Origin of the sequence: Dactylosporangium aurantiacum, assembly GCF_000716715.1 — a bacterium.
Lineage (GTDB): Bacteria > Actinomycetota > Actinomycetes > Mycobacteriales > Micromonosporaceae > Dactylosporangium > Dactylosporangium aurantiacum.
In genome coordinates, this window is record NZ_JNYJ01000036.1 from 19,921 (window position 1) to 33,503 (window position 13,583).

Annotated in this window: 15 protein-coding genes; 9 read left to right on the forward strand and 6 right to left on the reverse strand. The window is 73.1% G+C overall.

Going from position 1 to position 13,583, the window contains the following annotated elements:
* The first annotated feature begins 28 nt into the window (after nucleotides 1-28).
* The gene (locus OP18_RS33485; protein ID WP_033363132.1) at nucleotides 29-496 is read left to right on the forward strand and encodes a GNAT family N-acetyltransferase; all 468 of its coding nucleotides are present in this window, start codon (nucleotides 29-31) and stop codon (nucleotides 494-496) included.
* Here OP18_RS33485 and OP18_RS33490 read toward each other — a convergent pair.
* Entirely contained in the window at nucleotides 493-1,533 is a 1,041-nt protein-coding gene (locus tag OP18_RS33490; RefSeq protein WP_033363133.1) for a DNA polymerase IV, read from the reverse strand. The genes OP18_RS33485 and OP18_RS33490 overlap by 4 nt on opposite strands.
* Before the next feature lie 100 nt (nucleotides 1,534-1,633).
* On the opposite strand from OP18_RS33490, the gene OP18_RS61060 reads away from it, so the two are divergent.
* Nucleotides 1,634-3,274 carry a S9 family peptidase gene (locus OP18_RS61060; RefSeq protein ID WP_245635609.1) on the forward strand — a complete coding sequence of 547 codons (1,641 nt, stop codon included), beginning with the start codon at nucleotides 1,634-1,636 and terminating at the stop codon, nucleotides 3,272-3,274.
* A 13-nt stretch (nucleotides 3,275-3,287) separates the two neighbouring features.
* On the opposite strand, the gene OP18_RS33500 is transcribed toward OP18_RS61060, so the two are convergent.
* Nucleotides 3,288-3,734 carry a hypothetical protein gene (locus OP18_RS33500; RefSeq protein WP_033363134.1) on the reverse strand — a complete coding sequence of 149 codons (447 nt, stop codon included), beginning with the start codon at nucleotides 3,732-3,734 and terminating at the stop codon, nucleotides 3,288-3,290.
* A complete protein-coding gene (locus tag OP18_RS33505; protein ID WP_033363135.1) occupies nucleotides 3,731-4,249 on the reverse strand; it encodes an RNA polymerase sigma factor in 519 nt (172 codons plus the stop codon). The genes OP18_RS33500 and OP18_RS33505 overlap by 4 nt, the downstream gene beginning before the upstream one ends.
* 499 nt (nucleotides 4,250-4,748) lie before the next feature.
* On the opposite strand from OP18_RS33505, the gene OP18_RS53435 reads away from it, so the two are divergent.
* The 6 genes from OP18_RS53435 to argG all read left to right on the forward strand — a co-directional run bounded on the left by OP18_RS53435 (nucleotide 4,749) and on the right by argG (nucleotide 10,401).
* The gene (locus OP18_RS53435; protein ID WP_052387712.1) at nucleotides 4,749-5,381 is read left to right on the forward strand and encodes a hypothetical protein; all 633 of its coding nucleotides are present in this window, start codon (nucleotides 4,749-4,751) and stop codon (nucleotides 5,379-5,381) included.
* A 21-nt stretch (nucleotides 5,382-5,402) separates the two neighbouring features.
* Nucleotides 5,403-5,783, forward strand: coding sequence for a hypothetical protein (locus tag OP18_RS33515; RefSeq protein ID WP_033363305.1), 381 nt, complete (start codon nucleotides 5,403-5,405; stop codon nucleotides 5,781-5,783).
* Nucleotides 5,784-5,814: 31 nt separating this feature from the next.
* Nucleotides 5,815-6,243, forward strand: coding sequence for a hypothetical protein (locus OP18_RS53440; RefSeq protein WP_052387713.1), 429 nt, complete (start codon nucleotides 5,815-5,817; stop codon nucleotides 6,241-6,243).
* 130 nt (nucleotides 6,244-6,373) lie between these two features.
* Nucleotides 6,374-7,042, forward strand: coding sequence for an NADPH-dependent F420 reductase (locus tag OP18_RS33525; protein ID WP_033363136.1), 669 nt, complete (start codon nucleotides 6,374-6,376; stop codon nucleotides 7,040-7,042).
* Nucleotides 7,043-7,246: 204 nt separating this feature from the next.
* A complete protein-coding gene (locus OP18_RS33530) occupies nucleotides 7,247-8,869 on the forward strand; it encodes a DUF885 domain-containing protein (protein ID WP_033363137.1) in 1,623 nt (540 codons plus the stop codon).
* 83 nt (nucleotides 8,870-8,952) lie between these two features.
* Nucleotides 8,953-10,401, forward strand: a complete 1,449-nt coding sequence (argG, locus tag OP18_RS33535; protein ID WP_033363138.1) for an argininosuccinate synthase — start codon at nucleotides 8,953-8,955, stop codon at nucleotides 10,399-10,401.
* Nucleotides 10,402-10,421: 20 nt separating this feature from the next.
* Here the strand turns inward: argG and OP18_RS33540 are convergent, their stop codons facing one another.
* The 3 genes from OP18_RS33540 to OP18_RS33550 form a co-directional block, all read right to left on the reverse strand.
* Nucleotides 10,422-11,033 (reverse strand): hypothetical protein, encoded by a 612-nt coding sequence (locus tag OP18_RS33540; RefSeq protein ID WP_033363139.1) that lies wholly within the window; start codon nucleotides 11,031-11,033, stop codon nucleotides 10,422-10,424.
* Nucleotides 11,034-11,159: 126 nt separating this feature from the next.
* Nucleotides 11,160-12,524 (reverse strand): hypothetical protein, encoded by a 1,365-nt coding sequence (locus OP18_RS33545; RefSeq protein WP_033363140.1) that lies wholly within the window; start codon nucleotides 12,522-12,524, stop codon nucleotides 11,160-11,162.
* Nucleotides 12,521-13,039 (reverse strand): SigE family RNA polymerase sigma factor, encoded by a 519-nt coding sequence (locus OP18_RS33550; RefSeq protein ID WP_156089978.1) that lies wholly within the window; start codon nucleotides 13,037-13,039, stop codon nucleotides 12,521-12,523. The genes OP18_RS33545 and OP18_RS33550 overlap by 4 nt, the downstream gene beginning before the upstream one ends.
* Before the next feature lie 77 nt (nucleotides 13,040-13,116).
* On the opposite strand from OP18_RS33550, the gene OP18_RS33555 reads away from it, so the two are divergent.
* Nucleotides 13,117-13,578, forward strand: a complete 462-nt coding sequence (locus OP18_RS33555) for an NUDIX domain-containing protein (RefSeq protein ID WP_313900943.1) — start codon at nucleotides 13,117-13,119, stop codon at nucleotides 13,576-13,578.
* Nucleotides 13,579-13,583 lie beyond the last annotated feature (5 nt).

Genomic DNA, 13,583 nt, shown 5'->3' on the forward strand with positions numbered 1-13,583 from the left:
CTCGGCGGGCGGGCGCGAGGATGGCCGGATGGAGCAGACTCATGCGGTCCGGCGGGCGACCTCCGCCGACGCCGACCTCGTCGCCGAGATGCTGGACGCGTTCAACCGTGAGTTCGACACCCCGACACCGGGTGTGGACGTCCTGGCGGGCCGCCTGCGCACGTTGCTCGCCGGCGACGACCTGGTCGCGCTGCTGACGGGTGAGCCCGCCGCCGGTGTCGCGGTGCTGTCGTCGCGGGCCAGCGTGTGGAGCGACGGCCCCGCCGTCCTGCTCGACGAGCTGTACGTGCGCCCGCCGCTGCGCAACCGCCGGTACGGCCATGCCCTGCTCACCGCGGCCTGTGAGCTGGCCCGCGAGCGCGGCGCGGAGTCCCTGGAGATCAACGTGGACGGCGAGGACACCGACACCCGGCGGTTCTACGAGGCGCACGGGTTCGCCAACATCGAGCCGGGCGCGACCGAGCCGATGTACTTCTACTACCGCGACCTCGTCTAGGGCGGCTCCAGGTCGGTCCGGACGCCGACCAGCCGCACCGGCCGCGGCGGTTCGCCCAGGTCGAACTTGTCCAGCACCGCCAGCGCGGTGCGCTCGATCGCGTCGAGGTCGGTGGTGGGGCCTTCGCGCAGCTTCATGACCCTCGTCGGGGTGCGGAACGACGCGAACCGCACCTTCACCGCCACGTGCGTGACCCGCCGCCCGTCCGCGACGACGTCGGCGCCCAGCGCCCGGGCCAGGGCCGCGACGTGCCCGGCGATCGCGTCGCGGTCGGTGAGGTCCGCGGCGAAGGTCGTCTCGCGGCTGCGCGACCGGGCCACCCAGGGCGCCGTGTCGACGGTGGTCTCGCCGGCACCGCGGGCGCTCAGCACCAGCCACTCCGCGGCCCGCTCGCCGAACTGCCCGGCCAGCGCGTCGGGAGCGGTGCCGGCCAGGTCGGCGACGGTGTGCACGCCGAGCGCGGTGAGCTTCTTCGCCGTCTTCGGCCCGACGCCCCACAGGTCGGCGGCGGGTTTCGCGCCCATCGCCGCCGGCCAGGTGTCCCTGGTCAGCCGGTGGATCCCGCCGGGCTTGGCGAACCGCGCCGCGTGCTTGGCCGTCAGCTTGTTGTCGCCGACGCCGACCGCGCAGCTCAGCTGGGTCTCGTCCAGCACCGCCCGGCGGATCCGCGCGGCGAGCGCCAGCGGGTCGTCGGTGTCGGCGCCGAGGAAGGCCTCGTCCCAGCCGTACACCTGCAACCGCACGGGAAAGCGCGCGAGGGTCGCCATGACCCGTGCCGACGCGGCCTGGTAGGCGGGCGGGTCGGACGGCAGGAACACCGCCTCGGGGCACCGGCGCGCCGCGACCCGGAGCGGCATGCCGGAGCGGACCCCGTGCGCGCGGGCCTCGTACGACGCGGTCGCCACCACCTGCCGGGCCCGCCCCGGATCCCCGTCACCGCCGACCACGACGGGCCGCCCCCGCAGCTCGGGCCGGCGCAGCACCTCCACCGCCGCGATGAACTGGTCGAGGTCCACGTGCAACACCCACCAGCCCACCCGACTCACCCTAGTCCCGTACCGGCGTCGGGGCAGGTGGAGCGCCTGATAGCGTTCGGCCGTCTACGGGTTCGGAGTTGGTGTGGCACAGGTGCGGACAATGCCGGACTGGCTGCGGTACGGCGACGACGGTGCGCTGTACTGGCTCGACGCGCGGCGCGGGCTGCTGCGCCACCCGCCCGGCGGCGGCGAGCCGGTCGAGCTGACACCCGCGGGGTTCCGCGTCGGCGGGGGCGTCCACGCGTACGGCGGCGGCGACTTCGTCAGCACGCCCGGCGGGGTCTGGTGCGCCGGCGGCGACGGCCTGTACCAGGTGAACGACCACGACAACACCGTCACGCTGCTGGTCCGCGGTGCCTTCGGCGACCTCACCCTCGGCGACGGTGAGCTGCTCGCGGTGCGCGAGGACGCCGGCGGCGACGCGCTGGTGGCGATCTCCCTCGACGGTGACCCGGAGCCGCGGGTCCTCGCCGAGGCCGCCGGGTTCTTCGGCGCGCCCCGGCCGACCGCGGGCATGGTGGCCTGGACCTGGTGGAGCGCCCGGGACATGCCGTGGGACGGGTGCGAGGTGTGGGTCGCCGGGTACGAGCCCGGCGGGGAGATCGGCGACCCGATGCGGGTGGCCGGCGGGCCCGACGAGTCCGCGATCGAGCCGCGATGGGGCCCCGACGGGATGCTGTACTACCTGTCGGACCGGACCGGCTGGTGGAACCTGTACCGCCACGACGGCACGGCCGTCGCCCCGATGGCCGCGGACTGCGCGGCGCCGCCGTGGGAGCTGGGATACTCCTCGTACGGCTTCCTGGACGACGGCCGGATCGTCATGATCGCGCGCGAGGGGCCGGCGCACCGGCTCGTGCTGGTCGGCGAGGCGTGCGTGCCGGTGCCGCTGCCGTACACCTCGATCAAACCGTGCCTCGCGGTGGCGGGTTCGTCGGTCGCGCTGGTCGGCGCCGCCCCGGACCTCGCCCCGCAGGTGGCGGTCGCGGACCTGGCCGGCGACCCGCCGCGGCTGACGGTCATCGACGGCGCCGGCAGCTGTACGGACGCCGCGACGCCCTACCGGATCGACGAGCTGCGCGCGCTGGTCTACCCACCCGCCGGCGCGGCGGACGACTGGTCGGCGCCGCTCATCGTGCGGGCCCACCCGGGCCCGACGGCGTGCAGCGTGCTGCGGCTCGACCCGCAGGTGCAGTTCTTCACCAGCCGCGGGTACGCCGTCGCCGACGTCGACTACACCGGCAGCGCCGGCTACGGCCGCGCGTTCCGCGAGGACCTGAACGGCCGGTGGGGCACCGCCGACGTGGCCGACTGCGCCGCCGTGGCCGCGCACCTGCTGGACGCGGGCCGGACGCGCCCCGGGCAGGTGTTCATCCGCGGGGCGAGCGCGGGCGGGTACACGGCGCTGCGGGCGGTGTCGCAGGACGGCCCGTTCGCGGCGGCGGTGGCGGTGGCGGCGGTGGTCGATCCCGCGGGGTGGGCCGCGCCGAGGTTCCACCGGCCGCAGGTCGCCCGGCTGGGCGGGGACGGGGTGACGGCGGCGCAGCTGCGCACGCCGGTCCTGCTCGTCCACGGTACTGAGGACGCCGTCGTGCCGGCGGGTCCGGTGGTCAAGCTCGCCGCCGAGCTGGGCTCCCTCGGCCGGCCGCACGAGCTGGTCCTGATCGAGGGCGCCGGCCACGACGCCACCGACCTGGCGGCCGAGCTGCGCCTGTACGAGCGCGTGCTCGGCCGTTCTTAGGTGCTTCTGAGTTTCAGGTCAGCTCTGCTCGGCGGCGCAGCAGGGCTGCTCTGGCCCGGCGGGCCGCCCGCAAGTTGACCACGGCCAGGACGCCCAGCGCGAGCACGACGCCCAGCAGCGCCGGCTCCAGTTTGTGCCGCGTGACGGTGATGGCGAGCCCGCCGACGCTGAACGCCAGCCAGGCCGCGACGCCGAACCAGCCGGCGACCACCCGGTCCCGGGCGAACAGCGGCGCCCGCCGGGTCACCGCCCAGCCGCCGAACGCCGCCCACCCCAGCCCGATCGCCACCAGCACCGCGAACGCCGCCTCCGTGCGCGCCGGCAGCCCCGGCTCGGTCGCCCAGAGCAGCCCGATCAGCCCGCTGCCGGTGAGCCCGGCGAAGCCCAGCGCCAGGTACCCGACCCGCTTGCGCAACGACAGCGGCGCGTCGAGCCGCGCCAGCACCTCTTCCGGCGTCATGCCTCGTACCCCTTCCGGACCAGTTCCTCACGCAGCAGCCGGCGAGCCCGGTTGAGCCGCGACTTGACCGTGCCGACGGGCACGGCACAGATCTGCGCGCACGCGTCCAGCGGCAGATCCTCGAGGTAGAACAGCAGCAGCACCTCCCGCTCCCGGGCGGGCAGCGCCGCCAACGCCCCGGCGAGCGCCTCCCGGTTGACCACCGCGTCGGCCTCGTCGTCCCCCGCGAGCTCGTCGACCGGCTCCGCCTCGGGCCGCGCGTACGCGTCCCGCAACCGGTTCATCACCGCCCGCCGGGCGATGGCGAACAGCCACGGGGCGAACCGGTCCTGCCGCCGCAGCTTCGGCAGCCCTCTGAAGACCGCCAGCCAGATCTCCTGCACCACGTCGTCGTCGGGTCTGCCGAGCATCCGCCCGACGTACCGCTCGACCGCCGGATGCCAGCCCCGCACCAGCTCGACGAAGGCGTCGCGCTCCCCGAGCTGGCACCGGACCACCAGCAACTCATCGCTCATCGGCCCTCCTTCGCCAGTTCAGTCGGCGCACGGGCCCCGGAGGTTCATTCTGGCCGGGTGCGGGTCCGGGGCGGTGCCGCACGGTCGACCGATGAATGCGCCGCGATGCTCTTTCGAAACAGCACTGTTTTCGAAATACCCGGCTTTTGTTGACACCTTTGCAAGGGCGGACGAATACTTGCGCTATCGGAATACCTCGACCGCCATCGATTACAGGTAGCCACCGGTGCTCCATTCGGCCCAATTCGATTCGTCCGGAAATGCATATCTGACGTTGCCCGCCAGGACACGTCAGGCAATCACTCCAACCAAGGGCTACCAGCACAGCGGTAGCCCAAACATCACCCTGGGCTCCTCCCCGACGGAGGCGGCGGCGGTGGAGGCGACGGTGGAGGTGGTGACGGCGGCGGCCGCACCGCCTCCCTGTCGGCCGTTCGGCATCGGACGCCGAACCCGCACCTCAGTTGACAGATGATTCGCTAACGCGAAGCTATCTGTCATGCGCTTGCTGACCGTCGCCGGCGCGGCCGAGCGTCTCGGCATCACCACCCGCCGGGTGCAGTACCTAGTCGCCGGAGGCATCTTGACTTCACCCGCTCGTGGGGTGATCGACGAGCTTCCGGTCGAACGCTACCTGGCCACCAGGGGTGGGTTCCGGTGGCGGGCATGGCAGGAGGCGACCGCCTGGGGCGCCGTCGCCCTGCTCTCTGGCCGCGAGGTCAACTGGATGGGCAACACTCAGCAGTCCCGCCTGCGCGGCCAGTTGCGCACCGTGAACGCGGCCGAGCTCGTCGGGCGCGCCCGCGAGAGGGCCGCCGTCTCGCGGTACACCGGCCATACCGGCACCGCAGACAGGCTGCGCGGCCAGGTTGTGGACACCTCCGCGGCCGCTGAGTCACTCGGGTTGACCGCGACGGCGGCGGTCGACGGCTACGTCGCCACCGGCGCACTCGACGGGCTCGTGGCCGCCCACGGGCTGATCCACGACGAGGCCGGGCCGTTCACGCTTCGCGCCACCGGCATGCCCCTCGACGTGGTCGCCCGTCTTGCGCACACCGCACCGGTGCTGGCAGCGCTGGACCTGGCGGAGTCCCTCGACGTCCGCGAGGAAGGGCCGGCGTCGACGCCCTGACGCGGGCGCTGGAGCGGTTCCGTGGTTGAGCGCCTGACGATCGACGTCCCCGGCCCGCGCGTCGGCTGGCTGCCCCCATGGCCGAACGTCGCCGAGATCGAGACCGTCCTACCGCACGAGCGCTGGACGCTGGTCGGCGGGCTCATGACGCCGTTGCACTGCATGTTTCGAGGTCTCGACGTCGTCCGCGCCACCAACGACGTCGACATCGTGCTGCACGTCGAGACCACCCGAGGTGTCGCGGCGGCCGCGGCCAGTGCGCTGGAGTCGCTCGGGTACGAACTGGCGCCCCCGGCTGACCCTCGGGTGGAGATCGCGCACCGCTTCCGGCGCGACACGGCGACCGTCGACCTGCTCAGCAGCGCGCCGGACGTGGTCGATGTTCTCGTCGCCGCCCCCTGATGCATCGCCGGTCGTCGTTATGCTGACTCGTATGCGCTGGTGGAGACTGCCGTTCAGCGGTGAGCCGTACCGGCGCACACTCTTTCTGCTGCTGTCGGTGCCGCTCGCGGTGTGGGCGCTGGCCGACCGGGGCGCGGCGCAGCGCCGGGCGGCGGGTGCGCTGCTGGAGTCCGAGCCGGCGCCGACGCGGCTGCGCGGGCTGGCCGCGGTGCCGCTCGACCTGGTGACCCTGGTGGTGGCCGGCTACTGCTGGACCGGCGTCCTGCTCAACGTGGCGTACCCGATCCGCCCGCTGCTCGGCATGGACGGCGAATACCGCGACGCCTGGGGCGGCCCGACCCTCGCCGGCGCGTGGGCGGTGCACGCGCTGGGCGGCGTGGGCTTCTGGCTCCTCGTCCCGTGGATCCTGCGCGGGTACGCCGCACTGTGGCGCCGCTTTTTTGTCGTACCCGCTGGCTAGGCTCGGCATTGCATCGGGGGTTGGAGGATTCACCGGGCTTTGATCGGGCATGAGGCCCGGCGTCATGGCGCGGGTCACATCGGGGCGTAGGTGAGGAATCCATGGTGGCGTGGCGAAAGTTGCGGCGGGTATGACAACGATCGGCTTCATTGGCAGTGGCAACATCGGCGGGACCGTGGCGCGGCTGGCGGTGGCGGCGGGGTATGACGTCGTGGTGAGCAACTCGCGCGGCCCGGAGACCCTGCGGGACCTGGTCGCCGAGCTCGGTCCGCGGGCGAGGGCGGGCAGCGCCGCGGACGCGGCCGCCGCCGGTGACATCGTGGTGGTGTCGGTGCCGTTCCGGGCGTATCAGGCGGTGCCCGCCGAGCCGCTGGCCGGCAAGGTGGTCATCGACACCAACAACTACTACCCGCAGCGCGACGGGCAGTTCGCCGAGCTGGACGACGCCTCGGCCACGAGCAGTGAGCTGCTGCAGCGGCACCTGTCCGGGTCGCGGGTGGTGAAGGCGTTCAACAACATCTTCTTCAAGCACCTGGGCTCGCTGGCCCGCCCGTCGGGCGCCGCCGACCGGACCGCGCTGCCGATCGTGGGTGACGACGCGGCCGCGAAGCAGGCGGTGACCGGGTTCCTGGACGCGATCGGGTATGACGCGGTGGACGTGGGCGCGCTCGCTGACGCCTGGCGCTTCCAGCCGGACACGCCGGCGTATGGGACGCCGTATGGCTCGTTCAGCGACCCGATCGGCACGCCGGCCGACGCCGCGACGATCCGGGCGGCGGCGGCCAAAGCGGAGCGCTGAGACGGGCGGGTCCGGACAGCACCAGGGTGGCGGTGTGGCCGGTTGGGCTCTGACCGCCGCCCCGGGTGACGCGGCTGCCTGACGGACCACCGCATGACCACGCCACGCCAAGCGCTCGAGAGGCAAATCGGGCCTGGCATGGCGGGCGTCGGCTGCCGGGATACGGTGGCGGCGGAGCAGTCTGACGACGGGAGCCGTACACCGATGGACACGCTGGCACGGTTGGGTGAGGAGTACTTCCGCCTGCACTTCGCCGCCGATCCGTTGCTCGCCAGTGTGTTCGGGGTGGCGGGGTACGACGGTGAGGTGCCCGACCCGAGCCGGGAGGCGGCGGCGCGCCAGCGGGCCGCGCTCGCCCGGGTCGAGGCCGAGCTGGCCACGGTGGACCCGCGGGCGCTCGGCCAGCAGGACCGGATCAGCCACACGATCCTGGCCCGGCTGCTGCGCGACGAGCAGCGCACGCTGGGTGACGGACTGTCGGAGGTGGCGGTCAGCGCCAGCATCTCGGGGCCGCTGGCGCAGGTCGTGTCGACGATGCCGGCGGCGACCGGGACGGAGGAGGAGTACCTGTCCCGGCTGGCGAAGTTGGGCGGCTTCTTCGACCGGCACGTCGAGCGGTACCGGCAGGCGGCCGCCGACGGGCGGTTCCCGACGGCGCTCGGGGTGCGGCAGGCGGTGGCGCAGGTCGACGGGTACCTGGCGACGCCGGCCGAGCGGGATCCGTTGCTGCGCCGGGTCGCGGGGAACGCGCGGGCGGCCGAGCTGGTCTCGCGCGAGCTGCGGCCGGCGCTGATCCGGTTCCGGACGGCCCTGCGGGACGAGCTGCTGCCGGTCGCCCGCGACGGCGAGCGGGTCGGGTTGTGTCACGTGCCCGGGGGCGCGGAGGGGTATCGGGCGCTGATCGGGGCGTACACGACGACGACGCTCGGGCCGGAGGAGATCCATCAGATCGGGCTGGACCTGGTGGCGAACCTGCGGGAGGAGTTCGCCGAGCGGGGCGGGCGGGCGTTCGGCAGCTCCGACGGCGTGATCCGGAGGCTGCGGGACGACCGGGAGCTGCGGTTCCAGGCGGCCGGGGAGATCGTGGACACGGTGACGGGGGCGCTGCGGCGGGCCGAGGAGGCGGTGCCGGACTGGTTCGCGGGGTATGACATCGCGCCGTGCGTGGTGCGGGAGATGGACGCGGCCGAGGCGGAGAACTCGGTGCTCGGCTACTACGTGGCGCCGGCGGCGGACGGGTCGCGGCCCGGGGCGCACGTGGTGAACACGTTCCGGCCGCAGCTGCGGGCCCGGTTCGAGTACGAGGTGCTCGCCTTCCACGAGAGCGTGCCGGGGCACCACCTGCAGATCGCGGTCGCGCAGTCGCGGGGTGACCTGCCGAGGTTCCGCCGGTTCACCTACTTCGACGCGCACGGTGAGGGCTGGGGGCTGTACACGGAGCGCCTCAGCGACGAGATGGGCCTGTACACGTCGGAGCTGAGCCGGCTGGGCATGGTGTCCTTCGACGCGTGGCGGGCGTGCCGGCTGGTGGTGGACACGGGCATGCACCACCTCGGCTGGTCACGGGACCGGGCGATCGCGTACATGCTGGAGAACACCGCGCTGACCGAGACCAACATCGCCAACGAGGTCGACCGGTACATCGCTATGCCGGGGCAAGCGCTGGCGTACATGCTGGGGCGGCTGCGCATCGACCAGCTGCGGGAGCGGGAGCGGGCGGCGCTGGGGCCGGCATTCGACCAGCGGGCGTTCCACCACGAGGTGCTCGCGCACGGACCGCTGCCGCTGGACACCCTGGAGGAGCTGATCACGGCCCGCTGGCGGTGAGTACGACATGTCCCTGCGGCTGACCTGAGGCGCCGATCACGGAAAGTTGCATCATCATGCAGCGGGATGCATATACTTTCGGCATGTCCAAGGTGCTCACCTCCCTGCCCGTCGGTGAACGTGTCGGAATCGCCTTCTCCGGTGGCCTGGACACGTCGGTAGCTGTCGCGTGGATGCGCGAGAAGGGCGCGGTGCCCTGCACGTACACCGCCGACATCGGGCAGTACGACGAGCCGGACATCGCCTCGGTCCCGGGCCGCGCCGACGCCTACGGCGCCGAGCTGGCGCGCCTGGTCGACTGCAAGGCCGCGCTGGTCGAGGAGGGCCTCGCGGCGCTCGCGTGCGGCGCGTTCCACATCCGCTCCGGCGGCCGGGCCTACTTCAACACCACGCCGCTGGGGCGGGCCGTCACCGGCACCCTGCTCGTGCACGCGATGCTCGAGGACGGCGTGCAGGTGTGGGGCGACGGGTCCACCTTCAAGGGCAACGACATCGAGCGCTTCTACCGGTACGGGCTGCTCGCCAACCCGTCGCTGCGCATCTACAAGCCGTGGCTGGACTCGGCGTTCGTCACCGAGCTCGGTGGCCGCAAGGAGATGTCGGAGTGGCTGCTCGCGCACGGGCTGCCGTACCGCGACAGCGTGGAGAAGGCGTACTCCACCGACGCCAACATCTGGGGCGCGACGCACGAGGCGAAGACCCTGGAGCGCCTCGACACCGGCATCGAGATCGTCGAGCCGATCATGGGCGTGCGGTTCTGGGACCCCGAGGTCCACATCGCCGCGGAGGACGTCACGGTCGGCTTCGAGCAGGGCCGCCCGGTCACGATCAACGGCAAGGAGTTCGGCTCCGCCGTCGACCTGGTCCTCGAGGCGAACGCCATCGGCGGCCGGCACGGGCTGGGCATGTCCGACCAGATCGAGAACCGGATCATCGAGGCGAAGAGCCGCGGCATCTACGAGGCGCCGGGCATGGCCCTGCTGCACGCCGCGTACGAGCGGCTGGTCAACGCCATTCACAACGAGGACACCGTCGCCGCGTACCACAACGAAGGGCGGCGCCTCGGTCGCCTGCTGTACGAGGGCCGCTGGCTGGACCCGCAGGCCCTGATGCTGCGCGAGTCGCTGCAGCGGTGGGTCGGCTCGGCGATCACCGGCGAGGTGACCCTGCGGCTGCGGCGCGGCGAGGACTACTCCGTGCTCAACACCGCCGGCCCGGCGCTGAGCTACCACCCGGACAAGCTGTCGATGGAGCGCACCGAGGACTCCGCGTTCGGCCCGCTGGACCGCATCGGCCAGCTCACCATGCGCAACCTGGACATCGCCGACTCGCGGGCGAAGCTGGAGCAGTACGCCCGCATCGGCATCGTCGGCAGCAGCCAGCACCGGCAGCTGGTCGCCGCCCCGGAGCAGACCACGCAGCTCATCGGCACCATGCCCGAGGGCGGCGCGGAGGCCATCGCCTCCCGCGGCGTGGTCGCCACCGGTGACGAGCTGCTCGACCACGCCGCCATGGAGGCGGGCACCGACTGAGCCATCAGGGCCGCGGCCGTTTACGGCAGCGGCGCCTTCGGCAGCGACGGCGCCGAGTTGAAGACCTGCACGCCGGCCTCGTTGTCCCCGTCGAACGGGGTGACGGGGCCGGCGCCCGCACCGAGGCAGAAGTCGTCGCCGGTCGGCTCGGCGAACCACATGCCCACGTGCCCGAGCTCCTTGCGGACCCGCTCCTTGCCGACGAGCGTCGACGAGAACGCCTCCTCGGCGATGACCCGCAGCTCGGTGCGGCCCTTGCCGTACTTGTCGGTGAAGACGTCGCCGATGTACTCCGCGGCCCCGAACGGCGCCGCCGGCACCTCCAGCAGGAACACGGTGAACGCGGTGTTCGCCGGCCCGCCGGTCACGCTGACGTCCACGACGTCGAACCCCTTCACGTCGGTCTCCAGCGCGACGCTCACGTCCACCTTCACCTTGGGCAGGCACTTCGCGAGCTGCTCCGAGCTCGGCGCCAGCCGGAACTTCACCTGCTCCGCCTTCTTGCCCGTGGACGTGTACTGCCCGACCTTGTCGAAGCTGACGTCGCCGTTGACCGCCCCGAGGCCGGCGATCGCCGCAGCCCCCGCGACCGCACCGACCGTCAGCAGCGCCAGACCCTTCCCGATACCCATGACCGTGTCCTCCCACGTGTGGCGTACCGGCGGCGGGTTCGCCGCCGGACACCCCAGAGCACGGGCCGTCGGCGGGCGCCGTTCACCCGCGGCGATGTCATGACCTCGACACGCCGCGGGTGAACCTCACCAGCCCCTCACCTCGGGTTCCAGGCCGGCGGACCGCACGGCGTCCGTGAACTGCCGCTCGGCCACCACGGCCCCCTGCGCGTCGAAGGCACGGACCGTCACCTCGACCGGCGCGGAGAGGTCCACGTGGCCGACCCCGTTGGTCAGCGGCGTGGCCTTCAAAAGAGCACCGGCGCCGAGGACCTCGGCCCTGACCGCCGACGGCGGGGCCACGATCTGCAGCGTGGCGGACGGCGACGGGGTGAAGTGCGGCATCCGCATGACGATCAGAGAGCGGTCAGGGTCACCCAGGACACCCTCGGCGGTCGGGTGCGTACGGGCGTTGGGTTCGGGGCTCGCGTCGAGGACCACGGTGAGGTACGGCCCGCCGCCCTCCGGGGTCAACGCCATCACGGTGGCGACCTGACCGGTGCCGGTGCCGGTGCCGTTCGGGTCCTCGACGGCCAGGTCGTCGCTCCACAGCACGACGTACCGGATGCCGGGGCCGACCAGGCCGGAGCTGTAGGCGAGCGCGTCGGCGGCGGCCTGGGCGGCGCGCGGGACGGCCTTGCCGCGGCCGTGCAGCGGGTTCGGGTCCACGGTGCCGGGCTGCTTCGTGCCGGGCGAGGCGACCTTGGCCTCGTAGAACACGTCGGTGCCGCGGCTGATGCGCACCCGCAGGCCCGGCGGCAGCCGGCTGGTGTCGCGCATGACGTAACCGGAGGGCTCGGGCTGCCACTCGCGGGTGACGGTGCCGTCGGCGAGGTACCGGGGCCGGTCGGACACCGACACGTCGTATCCGGCGGGGCCGAACACGAGCGCGAAGCCGCGGTTGTCGTCGTCGCGCCACTCCTCGCGGAAGACGGGCTCCTCGACGTCGCCCCAGCCGGTCAGCTCCAGCTTCCTCGCCGCCGTGCCGGCCCGGCCGGTCAGATGGATCATGCGCGGGCGGGCCGTGACGCCGGCGATGAGCACGAGGCGCCGGTTGCCCGGCAGGTCGCCGGCGAACAGGACGCGCAGCAGGCTGCGGTCGCCGGGCAGCCCGTACGCCTCGGGGTCCTTGACGACGCGGTCCAGCAACGCGGACTGAAACGCGGTGTCCCCGGCCAGGGAGCCCCGGGCGGGGGTGTCCAGCAGCGGCAGGACCAGCGCGGGCGGGACGCCTTCGAGGCGGCCGGGGCCTTCCTCCGGGCGGCCGATGCCGCCGAACCGCAGGACCGACACGGCGCCGATGACGCAGGTGACGGCCAGGACGCTCAGCGCGGAGACGGCGAACCGGCGGGTCCGGCGCCGCCGGTCCGCGCCGCGGATGGCACGGTCGGTGACGTCGTACAGTTTCGCCTGCCCGGCGATGTCGTCCAGCCTCTCGGCGAGCCCTCTCACGACGACACCTCCATCTCCCGGACCAGCTCCGCGAGCTCCGGCGCGAGGGTTCGCAGCCGCCCCAGCGCGTGACTCGTCTGACTCTTCACCGTGCCGACCGAGGTACCCATGACCTGCGCGGTCGCGGCCTCGGACAGGTCCTCGAAGTAGCGCAGCACGACGACCGCCCGCTGTCGCGGGGTGAGCTTCGCCAGGGCCTGCTCCAGCACCAGCCGCTGCACCGCCCGGTCGCTCTCGTCCCCCACCATGGCCCGGTCGGGCACCACGGCGGTGGAATGCTCCAGGAACCTGCGCCGCCGCCACGTCCGCACGTGCTCGTGATAGAGGATCTTGCGGATGTACGCCTCTGGGTCGCCGGCCGCCGACACCTTCGCCCAGTGCAACGCCGCCTTGATCAGCGCCGCCTGGAGCAGGTCCTCGGCCTGCGCGTGCCCGCCCGCGAGCAGGAACGCGGCCCTCGACAGCCGCGGCAGCCGGGCCCGCATGAACTCCCGGAACCCCTCTTCGTCGACCACGCGGCTCCTCCCCGACGCCTCTACCGCTCTACATGCCCCGACCGGCCCGCGAGGTTGGAACCGTTAACCTTCGATCCGTGTCCGACTATCTGGCCGCCCTGCCCCGCAAGCGGATGGGCGCCGGCGTGCTGTTCCGCGACGCCGAGGACCGGATCCTGCTGGTGGAGCCCGCGTACAAGGACTACTGGGAGTTCCCCGGCGGCGCCGTCGAGGCGGACGAGTCCCCGCACGCCGCCGCCCGCCGCGAGGTCTTCGAGGAGCTCGGCCTGACCGTCACCCCGGGCCGCCTGCTGGTCGTCGACTGGGTCCCACCCCGCCCGCCCCGCCCCGACGGCGTCATGTTCCTGTACGACGGCGGCGTCCTGGACCAGCCGGAGATCCGCCTGGCCGGCGACGAGCTGCGCTCCTGGGCCTGGTGCACGATCCCGGAGGCCGAGCGGCGGCTGCCGGCGCTGCTCGCCCGCCGGGCGGCGGCCGCGCTGGCCGCCGCGACCACCGCCGAGACCCACTACCTGGAGGACGGCGCCCGCATCTGCTGAGCCGG